Origin of the sequence: Halorubrum sp. CBA1229, assembly GCF_003721435.2 — an archaeon.
In the GTDB taxonomy this organism is placed as follows: Archaea; Halobacteriota; Halobacteria; order Halobacteriales; family Haloferacaceae; genus Halorubrum.
Genome location: NZ_CP054585.1, coordinates 2,731,268 through 2,751,267 on the forward strand (window position 1 = coordinate 2,731,268; position 20,000 = coordinate 2,751,267).

The window sequence follows — 20,000 nt, forward strand, 5'->3', positions numbered from 1 at the left end:
TCCACGCATACCATCCCCGAACCCGCTCATGATCGATCGGTCGCGCGCGGCGGCCCTAACGGATCTGGTGCGATCGACGAACGCGACGGCGGCGACGGGACGAACTGACGGCGACGCCGCTCACTCGAGGAGGCTGTCGACGGTCCGAACGAACCGATCGACGATCCGGTCCGGGAGCGACCCCGACACCTCGTCGAGGAGCGCCGCGGTCTGCTCGGGGCGCGCGAGCGAGACGCGCATCGGGCTGTCGTCGGACCGCTCGACGATCCCGCTTTCGGCCAGGTTAGAGACGTGCCACGAGACGGTGCTCCGCGCGAGGTCCAGCTCGTCGGCGAGCGTCGCGGGGCGGGTCGGCCCCTCGGCGTGGAGCCGGACGAGGATCCCGCGGGCGGTCTCGCGACGGAGGAAGGCGACGGCCCGTCGCTCCCACGGGTCGAACGCCGGGTCGAAGTAGTGGGCGCGGCCGCCGATCCGCTCGACGGCGACCTCGTCGTCGCTCACGAGGCGGCGGAGATGGTACTGCGCCTGTCCGGTGGCGATGTCGAGGTCGCGGCTCACCCGGTTGAAGTGGACGCCGGGCGTGTCGCGGACGTGTCGACGGACCCGGGCTCTGGTGTCCGACATGGGTGCTTATCTCGAGCTACCGGGTCGGTGTTTAAAACGGGCCCGCGCGTTCTATCCGCGCGGGAGCGACCGGGAGAGTATTGTTATCGCCCGCCGCAGTAGGAGTCGAGAGCGTGAGCCCGACCTCCGCGACCGCGGTCGCGACCGCGACCGCCACGGCGACGACTACGGTGCCCCCGACAGCGACCGCCGGCGGCTGGGGCGTCGAGGGGTCGCTGCCGCTGCTCGCCGTCGTGCTCGTCGCCGGCGTCGGAACGGGGGCCCTCTTCCTCGTGAGCCTCGCCGCGTATCGCCGTCGCCGGAGCGCGCAGTACGCCTTGATAAGCGTCGCCGTCGGCGCCCTCCTCGCCCGCTCGGTCGTGGGCGCGGGCACCATCCTCGGCGTCGTGCCGATGCCGGTCCACCACTTCCTCGAACACGGGCTGGACTTCACGATCGCCGCGCTCGTCCTCTACGCGGTGTACGCTCACGCCCCCGGGTCGGTGGGGGACGACGCGCGCTCGGATTGACCGGGAAGGGGTCCCTCGCCGCGCGCTCAGTCCCCGATCCCCCTGCGAACGCGTTCGATCGCGGCGTCGACGCGGCGACCGAACGCGAGCGTCGCGCCCGCGACGGCGACGCCGAGGAGCGTCCAGCCGACCAGCGACCCGACCGCCAGTCCGGTGGCGACGAACCCGCCCTCCGGGGCGAAGGCGACCCCGATCACGTGCTCGAACACGAGCCCGCGGAACGCTCCGTTCGGCGCGAGCGCGATGGAGGCGGGGACCGTCGTCGGCGACGCCCCGGCCGCGAGCGACCGGAGCAGGACGAGGTCGCCGCCGAGCACGCCCCCCACCAAGGCGAGAACGCCGAGCGCGATCGCGCTGCGGCGGCTCGCGGCGAGCGCCGAGACGGCCGCCGCGAGCGACACGTACGCCGCGCCTAAGAGGAGGACGAACGCGAGGAACCGCAGGTACAACAGCGGCGAGTCGACCCCCGAATGCGTCGCGAAGATCCCCGTGTCCGGCGCGGCGGTCAGCCAGACGACCCCCCCGATGACCGCGTACGGGACGCCGACGACGGCGACGAGCGCGACCGTCCGCGCCAGCAACACCCCCGCGACGTACTCGCCGACGCGGACCGGGTAGGTCCGGATCACCGCGAGCTCGCCGCTCGCGGCGTCGGTGAGCAGCGCGCGGTAGCCCAACACCACCGCGACGAGCGGGACTAAGGCCTCGGTCGGGAGGAGCAGGTCGACGACCGCCGGCACGAAGCCGGTCGCGCCGCCCCCGCCCGCGGCGAGGAGTCCGCCGAGGGCGACGAACAGTCCGACCGCCAACACGCCGTAGCCGGGGGTTCGGATCACCGTCGCGAGCTCGCGGCGGAACACGGTCGCGACAGCCGAGAGGCGGCCGCTCATCGGTCGGACACCCCCGTGACGTGGACGTCCCGCTCCGCGTCGTCGCTCTCCTCGCGCTCGCCGTCTCCCTCCGTTGGATCGCCGTCACCGCCGCCCCCGTCGCCCGCGTCTCCCTCGTCGCTCGCCCGCGCTCCGGTACTCTCAATCACGGCGCGGTAGAGCTCGCTCGCGTCGGCCACGTCGCGCTCCTCGAGGAGTCGGTCCAGCGCCCCCGCGGCGGCGACACGCCCCTGTCCCAGGATCACGACGCGGTCGGCGTGTGCGTCGACGAGGTCGAGCGCGTGCGAGGAGACGACGACCGCGGTGTCGCCGTCGGCGCGCCGGGCGGCCGCGCGGAAGGCGCGCTCGCGCATCCCGGGGTCGAGCCCGCTCGCCGGCTCGTCGAGGACCACGAGCGATGGGTCACCTAAGACCGCCTGTGCGATGCCAAGCAGGCGACGCATCCCGCCCGAGAGCGCCTCGACGCGCCTACCGCCCGCGTCGACGAGCCCGACCCGCTCCAGCGCCGCGTCGGGGTCGTCGTCGACGAGCCGCGCGTAGAACGCGAGCGTCTCGCGGGCGGTGAACCCGTCCCGAAACGGGACCCGCTGCGGGAGGTAGCCGATCGGCTTCGGGCCGGTCGCACCGGGGTACCGGACCTCGCCCGCGGTCGGCTCCGTCGCGCCGACCAGGATCCGCTGTAACGTCGATTTCCCGGAACCGTTCGGGCCGACGACGGCGGTAACGCCCGGCTCGAAGTCGATCGACACGTCGTCGAGCACTCGGACGCCGCCGTACGTCCGAGCCACCTCGGAGAGGCTCGCGACGAGGTCGTCAGGCATCCGCCACCCCGCTCGTCACGGTCCGGTTCGTCGCCGCCCCGCTCGTCGCGCTCCGAGCGGTTTCGGTCGGGGATCCAGCGGCTCCGCTCCCCGCTCGCTCGTCGAATCGGGCGCGCCAGTCGGCGTGGACCGGCCCCGCGCCCGGATCGAGGGCGGCGTCGACTCTGTCGGGCGAGTACGGCTCGGTCGCCGGCGCCGGGTCGATGATGCTCCCCGAGCGCGCGCCGGGGACCGTCCCGCGGAGGCGGTCGAGGAGGGCGACCGCGGGCGACTCGCGCACGCCGACCACGGCGACCTCGCGGTGGAGCGCGCCGTCGACTGGCGAGGTCGGGCGGTACGCGCGCTCGCCGGGCTCGTGGATCCCGACGTTCGCCCCCTCCCAGTAGTTCCCGCGGTCGCCGTCGGCCCAGACCCGGAGCGCGCCCGCCCCGGCGGCCGCGTGGTCCGCGTTGCCGACGAAGTCGTTCGCGACGACTCGGCTCGACGGGACGACCGTGGTCGCGCGGGCCCCGAGCTCGTTGTTCGCGGCGACGTTGCGCTCGTACAGCGACCCGCGCGAGCTGGTCGAGAAGCCGAGCTCGTTGCCGACGAGGGTGTTGTAGCCGAGGTACGCCCGGGTCCCCGACGCCTGGATCCCCGCGCTGGAGTTCCGCACGTCGTTGCCGACGATCGCGTTGCCCGAGGGTCGCGTCATCACCGTGATCCCGCCGAACAGCTCGTCCCGGAAGGCGTTGTCGGCGATCAGCGCGTCGCTCGTGTACATGAGGTGGACGCCGTAGCGGTTGTCCGCGAACGACGAGTTCCGGACGACCGAGCCGTCGGCGCGGTGGAGGTAGATCCCGTCGCGGCCGCCAGCGAACGCGCTGTCGGTCACGGTCACCCGCGACCCCATGCCGGTGACCCCCATGAACCCGTCCTGCCACTCGTCCGCCCCGTCGACGCGGAGGTCCCGGACCGCGGCGCGCGAGCCCTCCCGCAGGAGCAGACCGCTCGCGTTCGCCTCGACGGTCACGTCGTCGACGAAGAGCCCCGGCGCGCCGATCGCGCGGATCCCCGCGTCGCCGTGGCCGTACCCGAGCTGGATGTTAGTGTCCCACGCCCCGTCCTCGGGGTCGCGGTCCTCGCGCGCCGCCTCCGGGTCGCGCGTCTCGCCCCCGCTCCCGTCCACCGCGATTCCGGTGATCGCCACGTCCGGCGCTCGCACCGTGATCACCGACCCGTTCCCGTCACCGCTGATCCGCGCGTCGTCGCCGGCGATCGTGACCGACTCGGTCACCGTCAGCGTCTCCTCGTAGGTCCCCGGCGGGACGACGACGGTCGTGTTCGGCGGCGCGGCCGCGAGCGCCGCCTCGATCGTCGGCGCGTCCTCGCCGACGACGACGGAGACCGGCCGGTCGGCGCGGCGCTCGGCGGCCGCGATCCGCTCGTCGGCCGCGTTCCACCGGTCGGGAGCCATCCCGCGCACCGCCGCCGCGGAGTCCACGTCGAACGACCGGCTCCGGACCGCCTCCCAGTCCACCACCCGTCCGCCGTGGTCGGCGGTGAACGCTTCGGCGGCGCCCCGCTCCCGGAACGGAACGACCGTCTCCCCGGCCGGGCTCCGGGCGTCGCTCCCGACGACGTACATCGCCTCCGGCGCCGGGGTCCACTCGCCGGCCAGCTCGGCGTCGAACAGGCCGCTCTCGGTCGTCCCCGGCCGCGCGTCGTCGAACGTCTCGACGTAGGCGACGACCGGGTAGCCGAACTGCCGTTCCGTCCGGCCGTCGTCGAGCGCCGCCGCGAACGACTCGACGCCGTTGTAGCCGACGACGTACTGGAGCTGCGAGTAGAAGACCTGGGTCCGGGGGATCGTCGCCGACCCCGCCATCAGCGCGTCCGTCTCGGAGGAGAGGCCGAGCTCGACGACGTCGTCGTAGGCGACCGGCGACGGCGCGGCCGACTCCGGGTCGGCGACGAACGCCCCCGCCGTCGCGGCCGCGGCGGCGAGGACGAGCGCCGCGACAGCGAGCCGAACCGGGAGCGACGGTTCGCCGTAGGGATCGAAACGCGTCACGGTGCGGCTTCGAAGCCCCGGGGTTTAGCCGATCTGGTTCGTTCCTCGAACGACGGCTTGAATCGGTTCCGAGGGGCTAAGACGGTCGTCTTCCAACGGTTACGTATGACCGAACACCAGCGTCAGTCGGTGTCGCGTCGGAGTCTTCTCGCCGGGGTCGGCGCGGGCCTCTCGCTCGCGGCCGCCGGCTGTCTGGGCGAGGAGAGCGCGTCGATCACGCCGATCTCGCTCGACGGGGAGCGCGCCTGCGACGAGTGCGGCATGATAGTCGAGGACCACCCCGGTCCGGTCGGGCAGATCCACTTCGAGGACGACGAGCCCGAGGGCGGCCGACCGGGACAGTTCTGCAGCAGCGTCTGCACGTACACCTACCTGTTCGACGCCGAGGACGCGGGCCGGACCCCGCTGGCGACGTTCCTCACCGACTACTCGCTCGTCGACCAGGAGGTGTTCGAGGAGGGCTCCGACACGATGTTCTCCTCACACGTCGAGAGCGAGGCGTTCTCGCGGACGACGGAGCTCACGGTCGTCGCGCGCAGCGAGGTCGTCGGCGCCATGGGCCCCGAACTGATCCCGTTCAGCGAGGCGGACGACGTCGACTCCTTCGTCGAGGAGTACGGGGGCGAACCGATGGCGGCGACTGACGTGGAACGGTCGACGCTCGAAGCCTTATAAATAGTCGAGGCTGTCGACATCGAGTCCGTCGACATCGTGGTCGACGGCGTATTCGTTATAAACAGGTCGTCGCGAGCGCGGGTCTCTTATAAACGGTGTGCGAGTGGACGACGGCGTTCCCGCCGGTTACTCGCTCGCGCCCCACCGCTCGACGCGCTTCGGCCGGTCGGAGACGGCCATCACGTCGAGGTCGTCGCCGGCGTGGTCGAGCGCCTCCAGAGCCGCCTTCGCGGAGGCGTGCGTCGAGAAGTAGGTGATCTCCTCCTCGACGGCGACCTCTAACAGCTCGCGCTGACGCGAGACGATAAGGTCGATCTCGCCGCGCTTCGCGGCCTCGATCAGGTCCGTCGCTGTCGAGAGCTCGAAGTGCGCCGCGTACCCGTCGACCAGCGCCTCGCCGGCCTCGGTGTCGGGGTCGGGGAACTCCTCGGCGGAGAGGTCGACGACCGCCGTGCCGGACTCCGGGATCGGCTTGCCGGTGGAGTCCTGCGCCTTGTCGTACGCCTTGCCGAACGAGCGGGCGGTACCCATCACTTCGCCGGTCGACTTCATCTCCGGGCCGAGCCGCGGGTCGGAGCCCGGGAGACGGTCGAACGGGAGCACGACCTCCTTCACGCTGCGGTGCTCCGGGACCTGCTCGTCGGCGTCGAGGTCGGCGAGCGTCAGGTCGTCGGTCATCACCTTCGCCGCGAGCTTCGCGATGGGGACGCCCGTCGCCTTCGAGACGAACGGGACCGTGCGCGAGGAGCGCGGGTTCGCCTCAAGCACGTACACCTCGCTGTCGGCGTCGTCGTCGCCGACGCCGGTCACCGCGAGCTGGACGTTGAGCAGGCCGACGGTGTCGAGCGCGCGGGCGATGTCCTCGGTGACCTCGCGGACCCGCGACATCGTCTCGTCGTCGAGCGAGCGCGGCGGGATCATGCAGGCGGAGTCGCCCGAGTGGACGCCCGCGCTCTCGACGTGCTCCATCACGCCGCCGAGCAGCACGTCGTCCCCGTCAGCGACGGCGTCGACGTCCAGTTCGACCGCGTCGTCGAGGAACTGGTCGACTAAGATCGGCTTGTCCGGGGAGACCCGGACCGCCTCCTCGATGTACTCCTCCAGCTCCGCGTCGCCCTCGACGACCCGCATCGCGCGCCCGCCGAGCACGTAGGAGGGGCGGACGAGGACCGGGTAGCCGATGTCGTGGGCCAGCGCCAGCGCCTCCTCCTCGCTCGTCGCGGTGCCGCCCTCGGGCTGGGCGATCCCCATCTCGTCCATCAGGACGTTGAACCGGTCGCGGTCCTCGGCGAGGTCCATCGCCTCGACGCTCGTCCCCAGTATCTCGCAGTCGAGCCCGCGGCGCTCGAGCTCCGCCTCCAGCGGTTCGCCGATGTTCACCGACGTCTGCCCGCCGAACTGGACCATCACGCCGTCGGCGCCGGTCGCCTCGGCCACGTCGGCGACCTCCTCGGCCGTGATCGGGTCGAAGAACAGCCCGTCTGAGGTGTCGTAGTCCGTCGACACCGTCTCGGGGTTGTTGTTGACGACGTGCGCCTCGATGCCGAGCTCTCGGAGCGCCTGGATGGCGTGGACCGAGCAGTAGTCGAACTCGACGCCCTGCCCGATGCGGATCGGGCCGCCGCCGACGACGACCACGCTGTCGACGCTCTTGTCGACGACGAGCTCGCCCGCCGCGGCGTCGCCCTTCAGCGGTCCCCGCTCGAACTCCGACTGGCGGGCGGAGTAGTAGTACGGGGTCTCGGCGGCGAACTCGCCGGCGCAGGTGTCGACCTGCTTGTACGTCCGGCCGGGAACGTCCGCCTCCACGGCGTCGACGTCGACGCCGCCGGCCAGCGCGGCGATCTCGGCGTTGGTGTGGCCCGCGGTGGCCGCCTGCGCGAACTCGCCGTTCTGGGCGGCCTGCGCCGAGTCGCTGACGCGCTTGAACCGCTCGAGGTACCACGGTTTGATCCCGGTCAGCTCCTCGACGTCCGCGACGGTGTAGCCGCGGTCGAACGCCTCGAACATCGCGTACGGGCGGTCGGGCGAGGGGCGTTCGAGGTACTCGGTCTCTAAGGTGTCGTCGTCGACGGTTTCCCAGTCGACCGCCGGGTCGTACTCGGAGGAGCGCAGCGACTTCAGCAGGCTCTCCTCGAAGTTCCGGCCGATGGACATCGCCTCGCCGGTCGACTTCATCGCCGTGCCCAGCTCGAAGTCGACGTCGTCGAACTTGTCGATGGGCCAGCGCGGTACCTTCGTCACCACGTAGTCGATGGCGGGCTCGAAGGCGGCGGTCGTCTCGCCGGTGATCTCGTTGTCGATCTCGTGGAGGCGCTTGCCGAGCGCGACCTTCGCGGTGACGCGGGCGATCGGGTAACCGGTCGCCTTCGACGCGAGCGCCGAGGAGCGGGAGACGCGCGGGTTCACTTCCACCACGCGGTACTCGCCGCCCGGCGTCCCGTCGTCGTGCCACGCGAACTGGATGTTACAGCCGCCCTGGATGCCGAGGTCGCGGATCACTTCGAGCGCGGCGTCGCGCATCTCCTGGTGCCCGTCGTCGGGGATCACCTGCGACGGGGTGACGACCGTCGACTCGCCGGTGTGGATCCCCATCGGGTCGATGTTCTCCATGTTGCAGATGATGATACAGGAGTCGTCGGCGTCCCGCATCACCTCGTACTCCAGTTCGACCCAGCCCGCGATGGACTCCGTGATCAGCACTTCGCTGTTCCGCGAGAGGCGGAGCCCCTTGCGGACGCGCTCGACAAGCTTCTCGAAGTCGTCGACGACGCCCGAGCCGGAGCCGCCGAGGGTGTACGTCGTCCGGGCGATGACGGGGAGCCCGCCGACCGCGTCGACGGCGTCCTGGACGCGCTCGCGGAAGTACTCCTCGTCGAAGTCGGTGACCGACTCGTCCTCGTCGAGCGAGATGGTGGTCGACTTGGGTACCGGCTGCCCGAGGCCCTCCATCCGCTGGCGGAAGAGGTCGCGGTCCTCCGTCGCGTAGATGGTGTCGAGCGGCGTCCCCATCACCTCGACGTCGTGCTCCTCTAAGATGCCCTCCTCGGCGAGTTCGGCGGTGACGTTGAGCCCGGTCTGGCCGCCGAGCCCGGCGATGACGCCGTCGGGCTCCTCGATCCGGATGACCTCCGCGATGGCCTCCGGCGTGATCGGCTCGATGTACACCCGGTCCGCGGTCTCCGGGTCGGTCATGATCGTCGCCGGGTTCGAGTTCACCAGCACGACGCGGGCCCCCTCCTCCTGGAGGGCGCGGCACGCCTGTGCGCCGGAGTAGTCGAACTCGGCCGCCTGTCCGATCTGGATCGGCCCGCTACCGATGAGTAGAATGGTCCGGTCCTCGCTCATTATCGCGACGAAGTACGCTCATCGTAATAAGGTCGACGATAAAGTACGAATCTCGCAGCTAGTTTGCGATTTTCGCAAGGTATGTCGAGCCATAGCGCACGAGATACGGTGCCACGCTTCCCGACAATTTATAAGACCGCCGGACACAGCCCGCCAGCATGGCGTTCACGACGCCCCCGCCGCTCGCCGACGGGCAGGTGCTCGCGATCGCGGCGCCCTCGCGGCCGGCCGACGCCACACGGCTTCGGATCGGCCGCGAGCGACTCGACGCGCTCGGCGTCGAGACGAGAGTGCTGCCGACGGCGGAGCCCGACCGCGACGACCCGGCGTCGCCCGCCGAGCGCGCCGCCGATGTCGAGGCGGCCTTCGCCGACCCGGAAGTCGGCGCCGTGATGGCGTACACCGGCGGCGACGACCAGATACGGGTCCTGCGACACTTGGACGGCGACGCGCTCGCGGCGAATCCGACGCGGTTCTTCGGGTACAGCGACAACGACAACCTCCGGCTGTTCCTCTGGGACCTCGGGATCGTCAGCTACGGGATCGGCGTCCATCCGGACCTCGTCTGCGACGCCGAGCTCCACCCGTACACCGAGCGGTACCTCCGGCGCGCGCTGTTCGAGGACTCGCTCGGCGCCGTCGAGCCCGCCGACGAGTGGACCGACGAGTGGTTCGACTTCGAGACGGGCGAACCGCGCGCGTGGCGCGACAACCCGGGCCCGACGGTGTGGGTCGGCCCGGACGCGGATCCCGACGAACCGGTCGGGGGCCGAGTCTGGGGCGGCTCCTTCGGGATCGTGAAGTGGCACCTCCAGGCGGACCGGTATCTGCCGGCCCCGGAGCGCCTCGACGGCGCCGTCCTCGCGCTGGAGACGTCCGAGGACGTGCCGCCGCCGCGCGAGGTCGGCTACGCGCTGCGCGCGATGGGCGAGCGCGGGCTGTTGGAGCGATTCGACGGCGTGCTCGTCGGTCGCCCGCGGACGAACGCCCCGACGCTGGAGTGGGACCCCGACCCCGAGGAGTACCCGACCGAGCTGGAGCGCGTGGTCACTCGCGAACTCGAGCGATACGCGCCCGGCACCGTCGCCGGCCTCGGCTACGACTTCGGCCACACCGACCCCTCCTTCCCGCTCCCGCTCGGCGCGGTCGCGACGCTCGATCCGGCGGACGGTGCGCTCCGGTTCGACCCGGACTGACCGCTCCGTCCGTGGGAGTCGCTTCGGTCGGGGCGCCGCGATCAGGTCTCCAGTCGGTACCGGTAGGGCCGGTCCGCGATGACCTCGACCTCGCCGCGCTCGGCCCACCGACCGAGCACGGTCGCGACGCGGTGCGGGCTGTCGATCTCCTCGCATTCCTCCGCGAGCGCGAGGATCTCCCGCGCCGTCAGCGGCTCGTCGGCGTCGGCGAGCACGCTGCGAATCCGGTCGTATCGGTCGTATTCGCGGGTGCTCATACGTCTTACGTACGGTACCCGCACATATAGGGTTCAGTGAGACAGGAGTCGGACAACTGTCTGACAAGAGGCGTGAGACCGGCGTTCGCGGGGGATTCGGCCGATTTCGAGCCCCGGCCACCCCGCCGCTGGGCGTCAGGCGTACGGGTCCTCGGCCTCGAGGTCCCGCTCGGCGCGGTACTGCTCGACGAACTCGCTCACGTCGAACTCGACCATCTCCGCCTCGAACGCCGAGAGCGCCTCGTCGTCGTCGGCGTGGCTCACGGCGTGTTCCATCAGCTCGACGACGAGCTCGACGACGATCTCGTGGAGGCGGCGGGAGTCGAAGTCGGTCACCCACGCCATCGCGTAGCCGACGTCCGCGTTCTCGCTCGCGTCGTAGGCGACGACGGCCTCCGGGAACTCCTCCAACACGACGCCGAGGAGGTGCGGCGTGTCGAACTCCGGCATCTCCTCGCTGGTCGTCTCGATCGCCTCGCGGAGCACCTCGACGAGGAAGTCGGGGAGGAACCGCTCGGGCGGATGAACGTCCATCACGACCGCGTGCGACTCGCCGCAGTCGCACTCGAACTCGCGCATGCCGAGGTCCAGCTCGCCGGCCGCCATCGTCTGCCCGCAGGGCAGCTCCAGCGTGTTCTCGTCATCGCCCGGGACGCGCGGCTGGGACATGGCCCCGCTTGGTCGCTGTCGAGGTTAAAAGAAGCGGAACGAGACGCTCGGCGGATTGAAATCCCGGGGCGAAACGGGCGGCTACTCGTGGTCGCCTTCGTGGTCTGAGTGGTCGGAGTCGTCGTCTCCGTGGTCTGAGTGGTCGGAATCGTCGCCTTCGTGGTCTGAGTGGTCGCCTTCGTGGTCTGAGTGGTCGGAGTCGTGGTCGGAGTCGTCGCCTTCGTGACCGCCCCCGTGCGTCTCCACCTCGGCCTCCACCTCGATCTCGATGCCCCCGGCCTCGTAGCTGGCCTCGACGAGTTCGGCGTCGTCGCGCTCGATCTCGAGCTCGTCGCTGTCGACCTCTACGTCGACCTCGACGTCGACGGTGACGTCCTCGGACATAGTCGGCTCTCGCTACGGACTACGCACGCAAAAACGGTCGGCGCGGACGGTCGGGCCCGGAGACGGGTCCGCCGCCTACTGGAACCCGATACGGCCGCCGGTGTCGCGGATCGCGCTGCCGCTGCCGCCCTTGAACTGCTGTTCGATCTCCTCGTAGTACGCGAGGATGTCGTCGTTGATGGTGGGGCGCACGGACTCCATGGCGCGCCGGAAGTGTTTCATCTCGACCTCCTCCGCGTCGTCGTCGTCGCGCAGCGCCTCGATGGCGGCCTCGCGGGCGATCCCCTCGAGGTCGGAGCCGACGTAGCCGTCAGTGATCTCCGCGACCTCGCGGAGGCTCACGTCGGGCGCGAGCGGCGTGTCCCGGGTGTGGATGTCGAGGATCTGCTCGCGGCCCTCCTGGTCCGGCTGGCCGATCATCACGAGCCGGTCGAACCGGCCCGAACGCAGCAGCGCGGGGTCGATCATGTCGGGGCGGTTGGTGGCGCCGATCACCATCACGTCGCCCATGTCCTCGAGCCCGTCGAGCTCGGTGAGCAGCTGGTTGACGACGCGCTCGGAGACGTTGTTCCCCATTTCCTGCCCGCGCGAGGGCGCGAGGCTGTCGAGCTCGTCGAAGAAGATGATCGTCGGGCTCACCTGCCGGGCCTTCCGGAAGGTCTGCCGGATCGCCTTCTCCGACTCGCCGACCCACTTCGAGAGCAGCTGCGGCCCCCGGACCGAGATGAAGTTCGCGTTCGTCTCGTTGGCGACCGCCTTCGCCATCAGCGTCTTCCCGGTGCCGGGCGGCCCGTACAGCAGGACGCCCTTGGGAGCGTTGACGCCCATCCGGTCGAACTTCTCCGGCGAGGTGAGCGGCCACTCCACCGACTCCTGCACCTGCTGTTGGGCGTCGCTGAGCCCGCCCACGTCGTCCCACGAGATCTTCGGGAGCTCGACGAGCACCTCCCGCATCGCCGACGGCTCCACCTCGCTCAGCGCGCCGCCGAAGTCGTCGCGCTTGACGATCATCCGGTCGATGAGACTCGGCGGGACCTCCTCGTCGTCGAGGTCGATCTCCGGGAGGTAGCGCCGGAGCGCCTTCATCGCGGCCTCCTTCGTCAGGCTCTCGATGTCGGCGCCGACGAACCCGTGCGTCTCGTCGGCGAGGTGGTCGAGGGAGACGTCGTCCGAGAGCGGCATCCCGCGGGTGTGGATCTGGAGGATCTCCTTGCGGCCCGTCTCGTCGGGGACGCCGATCTCGATCTCGCGGTCGAACCGCCCCGGGCGGCGGAGCGCGGGGTCGACGCTGTCGACGCGGTTGGTCGCGCCGATGACGACCACCTGCCCGCGCGTCTCGAGGCCGTCCATCATCGTCAGGAGCTGGGCGACGACCCGACGCTCGACCTCGCCGGTGACGTCCTCGCGCTTGGGCGCGATCGAGTCGAGCTCGTCGATAAAGATGATGCTCGGGCTCTCCTCTTTCGCGTCCTCGAAGATCTCCCGGAGCTGCTGTTCGGACTCGCCGTAGTACTTCGAGATGATCTCCGGGCCGGCGATCGAGAAGAACGACGCCGACGTCTCGTTGGCGACGGCCTTCGCGAGCAGGGTCTTCCCGGTCCCCGGCGGGCCGTGCAGGAGGACCCCCTGCGGCGGCTCGATCCCGAGCTTCGAGAAGATCTGCGGGTGTTTCATCGGCAGCTCGACCATCTCTCGGACGCGCTGGATCTCGTTTTGAAGGCCGCCGATGTCCTCGTAGGTGATCCCGCCGCCGGTCTTCTCGAACCCGGAGATCGGCTCCTCGCGGAGCTCGACCTCGGTGTCCTCGGTGATCAGGCAGACGCCGTCGGGTTCGGTCTCCACCGCGATCAGCGGGATCGCCTGCCCGGGCGACCGCATGAACGGGTGGTTCGTCGATGACATCACGGGGACGATGTCGCGCTCGACGACCGGGCGCTTGAGGATCTGTCGTTTCACCATGCCGGCGGCGTCGGACCCGAACTGCACGGACGCCTCCTCCGGCGGGGCCAGCACGAGCTTGTCGGCCTTCTCGGCCTCGGCCTTGCGGATGGTCACGCGCTCGCCGATGCCGACGTCGGCGTTCTGCCGGGTGAACCCGTCGACGCGGACCGTGTCGGTGTTCCAGTCCTGGCGGTCGGCGCGCCAGACCTTCGCGGCGGTCGTCTCCGCGCCCTCGATCTCGATGATGTCGCCGGGCGAGAGCTTGAGGTGCAACAGCGTGTCGGGGTCGAGTCGGGCGATGCCGCGTCCCGAGTCGTTCGGGTACGCCTTCGCCACTTCGAGTTGGACTTCGTTCATGATTCCTCGCGGGGGTTGTCCGTATCTCCATCCGGTTCGGGAATAAGCCTGTTGCCCCTGGCGGTGCCGCCGGCCAGTCCGGGAGAACCGGCGGGCACAGAGAACTGTGTTATCATATGTCACGATACGAATCCCTCACTTAAAACGCCGTCGTAAGCGTGCGTTTTCGCCGTCGATCCGGCGGCGGTCGCGCCCGGAGATCGAGGCGGCCTTCGTCGACGGATCCGGAGGTATTTGTCCCGCGCTCGCCTCCGGTCGGGCATGCGAACGCTCGCCTTCGACGGCCGGACCGGCGCCGCCGGCGACATGGTCTGCGCCGCGCTGATCGCGGCCGGCGCCGACCCCGATGTCCTCTCGGTCGTGGAAGACGCGCTCCCCGTCCGATACGAGGTCGGAGAGACGACGAAGAACGGGATCCGGGCGACGACCGTGGACGTGCTCCTCGACGGAGCGGACGGCGGAGGGGCGACTGGGAACGAGGACGCGGACGACCACGGTCACAGCCACGATCAGGAGCACGACCGGGGTCACAGCCACGAGCACGGCCACAGCCACAACGACGGTCACGACCACAGCCACGACCACGACCACAGCCACGACCACGAATCGGAGCGCGCCGAGGGCGCCGGCGTCCACCGCAGCTACCCCGAGGTTGTCGCGCTCGTGGAGTCGATGGAGCTCCCCGACGTCGTCGAGTCGCTCGCGCTCGACGCCTTCGAGCGGCTCGGCCGCGCCGAGGCGTCGGTCCACGGCACCGACCTCGACGAGACGCACTTCCACGAGGTGGGCGCGGACGACGCGATCGCCGACGTGGTGGGAGCGGCGCTCCTGATAACTGATCTCGACCCCCAGCGAGTCGTGACGACTCCCGTCGCCGCGGGCGGCGGCGAGGTCGAGATGAGCCACGGCGTCTACCCGGTCCCCGCGCCGGCGACGACAGAGATCGCGGCCGGCGCCGACTTCTCGCTGGTCGGCGGCCCGGTCGATCGCGAGCTGCTTACGCCGACCGGGGCCGCGATCCTCGCCGCGATTGCCGAGGGCGTCGGCCGCCTGCCCGCCCTCGACGTCGACGCCGCGGGCTACGGCGCGGGGAAGGCCACCTTTCCCGATCACCCGAACGTGCTCCGCGCGCTCGTCGGCGAGAGCGACGAGCGCGGCGAGGACGCCGCGACCGAGCCGGCCGGCGACGGGCTCGTTCGCGACGAGATCGCGGTGTTGGAGACGAACCTCGACGACGCCGCTCCCGAGGTGCTCGGCGGGCTGCAGGAGACCCTCGCGAGCGCCGGTGCCCGCGACGTGACCGTCGTTCCGACGACGATGAAGAAGTCGCGGCCGGGGCACCTCGTGAAGGTGATCTGCAAGCCCGCGGACGCCGAGGCGGTCGCGGCGCGGCTCGCCCGCGAGACGGGCACCCTCGGCGTTCGACAGTCGAGCGCGAGCCACCGGTGGATCGCGGGGCGCGCCTTCGAGACGGCGACCCTCTCGATCGACGGCGACGACCACGAGGTGACGGTGAAGGTGGCCTCGACCGCCGGCGGCGACGTCTACGACGTGAGCGCCGAGTACGACGACGCGGCCGCGGTCGCCGAGGCCGCCGGACTGCCGATCCGGGACGTGCTCCGGCGCGCGGAGGCGCGGGTTCGCGAGGAGATCGGCGAGTAGCCACCCGTTGTCGCCCGGCTCACCGTTTCGGGCTGGCCCGGGGGTCCGGTCCCCGGGTCCCCGTCCCGCTCATCCGCCCTCTACGCGCTCGACACGCTGGGGATCCACGCCGAACCCGTCCGTCAGTCGCTCCGCGACCCGGTCGGCGACGCCGCCGGGCGCGTCCGTCTCCGGGCGCCTGTCTGGGTCCGCGACCGGGCGCTCGCCGTCGACGGAGAGGGTCGCGACCGCCTCCACCGTGGTGTCGTTGAGCCCCGGCTGGATGCCGGCGATCGTCAGGTCGTCGACGGCGACGCCGTCGACCCGCTCTAACTGTTGACGGGCCCCGGCGACGAGGTCGCCGCCGGCCGCCTGCGAGACTCGGACGGTCACCGTCGCCTCCACCGTCTGCGTGCGGATGGCTGCTGCCATGAGCCCCTCGCCGCGAGTCGAACGCGGTGCGACCTCGACCGCCGGCGTCGCTCTCGACGCCCGCGGGAGCGCGGGCGGAAGCGGCGTCGGCGCTCGCGAGGGGGCACGGTCGCGGTCGGCGCGATTCCGCTGTCGATACGGCGGCGGCTGGAGAGGACAGGTGCGGTCCGTCCCGCGGGGGACTCTCCCCAGCCGACGCGCGTTACGCGGTCGGCCGGACGGACCGTGTACCCGGAGTCCCGTAGCCGTTCCAGCCGAGGGGCGCGCCGCTGGCGAGGGCGGCGAACGCCGAGGCGGTGGAACGGAAGTGGGTCACGCGTGGACTCCGGCGGCGCGAGTGCGCCGTTGACAGGTTGATATGTCGGATGGTTATTAAATCTATGGCGGGGTTGCGGGTTGGTAGCACGCGACTTATTCGGCGGTCGGTCCGGTCGAAGGGACCGGCGCGGAGGCGGGGTGAGACCGCCGCGCGCGACGGGTTCCGTCGACGGCGAGACGACAGGCCTATGCCGAACGCCCGACCAGACACACGTAACGCAGCCACCGTCATGATCGAGCGAATCCACACGTCGGACGTCGAACCGGACGCGGACGAGGTCGCCATCGCCGGCCACGTCCACGAGATCCGCGATTTGGGGGGCCTCGTGTTCCTCATCGTGCGCGACCGCGAGGGGCTCATTCAGGTCGTCTTCAAGGAGGAGCGCGAGCCGGAGCTGTTCGAGGCCGTCCAGGACGTCGGCGCCGAATACGTGGTCCGCGTGGTCGGCGAGCCGCTGGAGAGCGACCAGGCCCCCGGCGGCGTCGAGATCGCGCCGACCGAGTACGAGGTCATCGACGAGGCCGACTCCCCGCTCCCGCTCGAGATATCGAAGGACATCGAGGTCGACCTCTCGACCCGGCTCGACAACCGTGCGCTCGACCTCCGGAAGCCGGAGACGCTCGCCGTGTTCAGCCTGCGCTCGAAGCTGATGACGGCGATGGAGGAGTGGTTCGACGACGAGGGGTTCGTCGACATCAAGACGCCGCTCATCTCGAAGGGCGGCGCCGAGGGCGGCGCCGAGCTGTTCCCGATCCTCTACTACAACAAGGACGCCTTCCTCTCGCAGAGCCCCCAGCTGTACAAGCAGATGCTGATGGCCTCGGGCTACGAGGCCGTCTACGAGACCGGGACCGCGTTCCGCGCCGAGGACTTCGCGACCTCCCGACACGTCTCCGAGATCGCGATGTTCGACGTCGAGCTCGCGTACATCGAGGACCACGACGACGTGATGGACGTCCAGGAGGAGTCGCTGCGGTACGCGCTCCGCGAGGCCGCCGAGAACGCCGAGCGCGAGCTCGACCTCCTCGACGTCGACCTCGACGTGCCCGAGGACGACTTCCCGCGGATCACCTTCGACGAGGCGCTCGACATCTTAGAGACCGAGTACGGCCACTTCCCGGACGACCCGACCGACCTCGACACGAAGGGGGAGAAGCTGCTCGGCGAGCACTTCGAGGAGCAGGGCCACCCCGCGTTCTTCGTCGTCGGCTACCCCGACGAGAAGTTCTACTACATGCAGGACGTCGAGGGCGACGAGATCGCCTCCCGGAAGTTCGACCTCATTTATAAGGGACAGGAGCTCTCCTCGGGCGGCCAGCGCGAGCACGACGTCGGGCGCATGGTCGAGGTCATGGAGGAGGAGGGCGTCGAGACGGCCAACTTCGAGTTCTACATCGAGGCGCTCAGCTTCGGCACCCCGCCCCACGGCGGCTACGGGCTCGGCATCGACCGCCTCGTGCAGAAGGTCGCCGATCTCGACAACATCAAAGAGGCGATCATGTTCCCGCGCGATCCGAACCGGCTGGAGCCCTGAGCGGGTCGCCCGGCCTGCGGCCGCGCTACCGACCTCGGTCGTTCCACCGTTCCTTTATAAGTTGCTACCCGTCTCCGACTTCGGGAGAGAAATCAGCCCCGACAAACCGCTTCCCCGCGATTAAACCGAGTTAATTCGGACCAAACTGGGCTGAACGGCGTACGCCATTAAAGGGGATAGCGCTCCGAGTCCGAATCGTCATGAACGCGATCCGAACGACACTGATCGTGGCGCTCGCCACGGTGGTATTAGTCGGCACCGGCGCGGCCGCCGGCGCCGTTGCGGCGACGCCCGGTCCGGACAACGGCTCGGGCGACGCCGGCCCGCCGAGCGACCTGCCCGACCAGGTGCCCGACTTCGTCGGCGACATCCTGAACAACGTGAACGAGTTCCTGTCGGGCGGCGTTGACGATCTCGGCGAGACCGTGAGCGACGTCGCCGGCAACGGTGACGGCGCCGAGGGCGACGACGCTGAGACCGACGACGGCGAGACCGACGAGGGGGGTGCGTAACGTGACGGACCGCGCGCCCGACCCCGACGCGGTCTCCCGGCGAACCTACCTGCAGGCGACCGGCGCCGCCGCGCTCGGGGCCGCCGGTCTCGCCGGCTGCGTCGGCAAGGCGACCGGGACGCTCGCGACCCGCGTGACCGACCAGCCGGCCGACATCGGCGACTTCGAGTCGCTCGTGGTCACCATCGAGGGGATCTGGCTCGGCCCCGAGGGCGCCGAGAGCGGCGCGGCGGGGAACGAGACGGACGACGGGAACACGACCGACGGCGACGACGCCGACGGTAACGAGACCGACGACGGAGACGACGACGCGGACGAGCCCGCGGGTCGCGAGTACTTCGAGTTCGACGAGTCGCAGGAGGCGGACCTCGTGCAGCTGCAGGACGGCGAGACGCAGCTGATCGACGAGCGCGAGCTCGAGGTCGGCACGTACCAGTTCCTCCAGCTCGACGTCTCGAACGTCGACGGTACCTTGGAGGGCGGCGACGAGGCCGAGATCGACCTCCCCGGGAACGCCCCGCTCACGTTCAACGAGGAGTTCGAGGTCCGTGAGAACACCCGGACCAGCTTCACCGCCGACTTCGCGCCGGTGCGGCGCGGGAACGGCACGTACCTCCTGCGCCCGGTCCCGCGCGGGATCGAGGTCACGTACGGGGCGTCCGACGGGGACGACGCGAACGAGAGCGACGGCGACGCGTAATCGCGAACGGAACTCCGCGCGAGTCCGTATCGATTCGCGCCGAAACCGCCGATGCGACGACCCCGGTCCCCCGTTGAAGCCGTGTCCGGGCGGTGCCCCCTCAGGGCGCCGCCGCGGCTTCGGGGTTAGGGCTGGGACGGTCCCGGGAATCGGGGACCGGGGGAATGCACGCCGGCATCGGTCCCACAGGAGGCACACGGTTCGTTTCGACCGTTCGGAGGCCCCTGGCGTCCGGGCGGTCGGTACGTCCCGCCTGCAGTCGCGATCCCTCTGCCGACCGCGTCGCTGCGAACCACCCGCCGAGAGCGTAGCCGCGAACTATCCAACCGCGCGGTTGCGAACCATCCACTGACCGCGCCGTTGTGATTCCCCCGACAGCGCAGCCGCGATCGACTCCCCTGCCGCGATCCACCGACGGCTGCGATCTCTCGCCCGCCGAGACGGTCACGCCGTCGACGCGGGCCCTTCTCCGACGAAGGTCCGATACAGCGGCCCGGCGAGCAGCAGCGCCCCGACGCCGGCCATCGCGACGAGGACCGTCGGGTCGACGACCGAGAGGTCGCCGGCCGCGAGCCGGTCGAGCGAGACGCCGACCGCGACGCCGACGACTACCCACGGGAGCTCGCCCGCCGCGGTCCCGAGGAGGAACGGTCGCCGGCGGATTCCCACGGCCCCCGCCCCGACCGAGACCGCGTCGGAGGGGATCGGAAGCAGCCGAGTGGCAGCCACGGCCCGGACGCCGCCGGCCGCCGTCGCCAGTCGCTCGCCGGCGTCGCAGAGGCGGTCCGCGACCCGGAAGGCGCCGCGGGCGCGGACCCGACCGGCCCGCGCGAGCCGGTAGGGGAGGATCGCCGTCGCGACCAAAAGAGCGACGCCGAGCGGGACGCCGGCCCAGCCGTACCCGAACCCGACGGCCACCGCGAGCAGCGTCGTCGGCCACGCTAGGAGGGGCCTGACGGCCGTCAGCGCCAGCAGCGCGACGCCGTATCGGATCGGGTTATCGGCGAGCAGCGAGAGCCGCCCGAGGACGGCCTCGGGCGAGGCGAGCCACGCGACGGCCGCCGCGACCGTGACGGCGACGCCCGCGGCGACGTATCCGAGCAGGACGAACCGGCGGTTCACAGCCGACGGTTCGCTC

Annotated in this window: 18 protein-coding genes; 7 read left to right on the forward strand and 11 right to left on the reverse strand. The window is 70.8% G+C overall.

Annotated elements, in window-relative coordinates:
- Window positions 1–120 precede the first annotated feature (120 nt).
- Window positions 121–624: a helix-turn-helix domain-containing protein gene (locus Hrr1229_RS13795; RefSeq protein WP_123112365.1), complete on the reverse strand. Its 504-nt coding sequence runs from the start codon at window positions 622–624 to the stop codon at window positions 121–123.
- A 170-nt stretch (window positions 625–794) separates the two neighbouring features.
- On the opposite strand from Hrr1229_RS13795, the gene Hrr1229_RS13800 reads away from it, so the two are divergent.
- Complete coding sequence (locus Hrr1229_RS13800) at window positions 795–1,133, forward strand: hypothetical protein (RefSeq protein WP_123114821.1); 339 nt, start codon at window positions 795–797, stop codon at window positions 1,131–1,133.
- 26 nt (window positions 1,134–1,159) lie between these two features.
- Here Hrr1229_RS13800 and Hrr1229_RS13805 read toward each other — a convergent pair whose 3' ends face one another.
- Genes Hrr1229_RS13805 through Hrr1229_RS13815 form a run of 3 tightly spaced genes read right to left on the reverse strand, consistent with a single transcriptional unit; the run spans window position 1,160 to window position 4,897 of the window.
- On the reverse strand, window positions 1,160–2,023 hold the full coding sequence (locus tag Hrr1229_RS13805) for a copper ABC transporter permease (protein ID WP_123112364.1): 864 nt from the start codon (window positions 2,021–2,023) through the stop codon (window positions 1,160–1,162).
- Window positions 2,020–2,844 (reverse strand): ABC transporter ATP-binding protein, encoded by an 825-nt coding sequence (locus Hrr1229_RS13810; protein WP_123112363.1) that lies wholly within the window; start codon window positions 2,842–2,844, stop codon window positions 2,020–2,022. Before Hrr1229_RS13810 ends, Hrr1229_RS13805 begins: the two co-directional genes overlap by 4 nt.
- Window positions 2,837–4,897 (reverse strand): NosD domain-containing protein, encoded by a 2,061-nt coding sequence (locus Hrr1229_RS13815; RefSeq protein WP_123112362.1) that lies wholly within the window; start codon window positions 4,895–4,897, stop codon window positions 2,837–2,839. Before Hrr1229_RS13815 ends, Hrr1229_RS13810 begins: the two co-directional genes overlap by 8 nt.
- A gap of 105 nt (window positions 4,898–5,002) precedes the next feature.
- Between Hrr1229_RS13815 and Hrr1229_RS13820 the strand changes: the two genes are divergently transcribed.
- Window positions 5,003–5,572: a nitrous oxide reductase accessory protein NosL gene (locus tag Hrr1229_RS13820; protein WP_123112361.1), complete on the forward strand. Its 570-nt coding sequence runs from the start codon at window positions 5,003–5,005 to the stop codon at window positions 5,570–5,572.
- Window positions 5,573–5,698: 126 nt separating this feature from the next.
- On the opposite strand, the gene carB is transcribed toward Hrr1229_RS13820, so the two are convergent.
- Entirely contained in the window at window positions 5,699–8,920 is a 3,222-nt protein-coding gene (gene carB / locus Hrr1229_RS13825) for a carbamoyl-phosphate synthase large subunit (RefSeq protein ID WP_123112360.1), read from the reverse strand.
- A gap of 158 nt (window positions 8,921–9,078) precedes the next feature.
- On the opposite strand from carB, the gene Hrr1229_RS13830 reads away from it, so the two are divergent.
- A complete protein-coding gene (locus tag Hrr1229_RS13830; protein ID WP_123112359.1) occupies window positions 9,079–10,116 on the forward strand; it encodes a S66 peptidase family protein in 1,038 nt (345 codons plus the stop codon).
- Window positions 10,117–10,157: 41 nt separating this feature from the next.
- Here Hrr1229_RS13830 and Hrr1229_RS13835 read toward each other — a convergent pair whose 3' ends face one another.
- The 4 genes from Hrr1229_RS13835 to Hrr1229_RS13850 form a co-directional block, all read right to left on the reverse strand.
- Window positions 10,158–10,373, reverse strand: a complete 216-nt coding sequence (locus Hrr1229_RS13835; RefSeq protein ID WP_123112358.1) for a hypothetical protein — start codon at window positions 10,371–10,373, stop codon at window positions 10,158–10,160.
- A gap of 135 nt (window positions 10,374–10,508) precedes the next feature.
- A complete protein-coding gene (locus Hrr1229_RS13840; RefSeq protein WP_123112357.1) occupies window positions 10,509–11,042 on the reverse strand; it encodes a DUF5815 family protein in 534 nt (177 codons plus the stop codon).
- Window positions 11,043–11,123: 81 nt separating this feature from the next.
- Complete coding sequence (locus Hrr1229_RS13845; protein ID WP_123112356.1) at window positions 11,124–11,426, reverse strand: hypothetical protein; 303 nt, start codon at window positions 11,424–11,426, stop codon at window positions 11,124–11,126.
- A 75-nt stretch (window positions 11,427–11,501) separates the two neighbouring features.
- The gene (locus tag Hrr1229_RS13850; RefSeq protein ID WP_123112355.1) at window positions 11,502–13,724 is read right to left on the reverse strand and encodes a CDC48 family AAA ATPase; all 2,223 of its coding nucleotides are present in this window, start codon (window positions 13,722–13,724) and stop codon (window positions 11,502–11,504) included.
- Between the two features lie 261 nt (window positions 13,725–13,985).
- Between Hrr1229_RS13850 and larC the strand changes: the two genes are divergently transcribed.
- Window positions 13,986–15,386: a nickel pincer cofactor biosynthesis protein LarC gene (larC, locus tag Hrr1229_RS13855; RefSeq protein ID WP_123112354.1), complete on the forward strand. Its 1,401-nt coding sequence runs from the start codon at window positions 13,986–13,988 to the stop codon at window positions 15,384–15,386.
- A 69-nt stretch (window positions 15,387–15,455) separates the two neighbouring features.
- Here larC and Hrr1229_RS13860 read toward each other — a convergent pair whose 3' ends face one another.
- Window positions 15,456–15,797, reverse strand: a complete 342-nt coding sequence (locus Hrr1229_RS13860; protein WP_123112353.1) for a hypothetical protein — start codon at window positions 15,795–15,797, stop codon at window positions 15,456–15,458.
- A gap of 548 nt (window positions 15,798–16,345) precedes the next feature.
- On the opposite strand from Hrr1229_RS13860, the gene aspS reads away from it, so the two are divergent.
- The 3 genes from aspS to Hrr1229_RS13875 all read left to right on the forward strand — a co-directional run bounded on the left by aspS (window position 16,346) and on the right by Hrr1229_RS13875 (window position 18,862).
- Window positions 16,346–17,650, forward strand: coding sequence for an aspartate--tRNA(Asn) ligase (gene aspS / locus Hrr1229_RS13865; RefSeq protein ID WP_123112352.1), 1,305 nt, complete (start codon window positions 16,346–16,348; stop codon window positions 17,648–17,650).
- A 200-nt stretch (window positions 17,651–17,850) separates the two neighbouring features.
- Complete coding sequence (locus Hrr1229_RS13870; protein WP_123112351.1) at window positions 17,851–18,162, forward strand: hypothetical protein; 312 nt, start codon at window positions 17,851–17,853, stop codon at window positions 18,160–18,162.
- A 1-nt stretch (window position 18,163) separates the two neighbouring features.
- On the forward strand, window positions 18,164–18,862 hold the full coding sequence (locus Hrr1229_RS13875; protein WP_123112350.1) for a DUF4382 domain-containing protein: 699 nt from the start codon (window positions 18,164–18,166) through the stop codon (window positions 18,860–18,862).
- A 444-nt stretch (window positions 18,863–19,306) separates the two neighbouring features.
- On the opposite strand, the gene Hrr1229_RS13880 is transcribed toward Hrr1229_RS13875, so the two are convergent.
- The gene (locus Hrr1229_RS13880; protein ID WP_123112349.1) at window positions 19,307–19,984 is read right to left on the reverse strand and encodes a VTT domain-containing protein; all 678 of its coding nucleotides are present in this window, start codon (window positions 19,982–19,984) and stop codon (window positions 19,307–19,309) included.
- Window positions 19,985–20,000 lie beyond the last annotated feature (16 nt).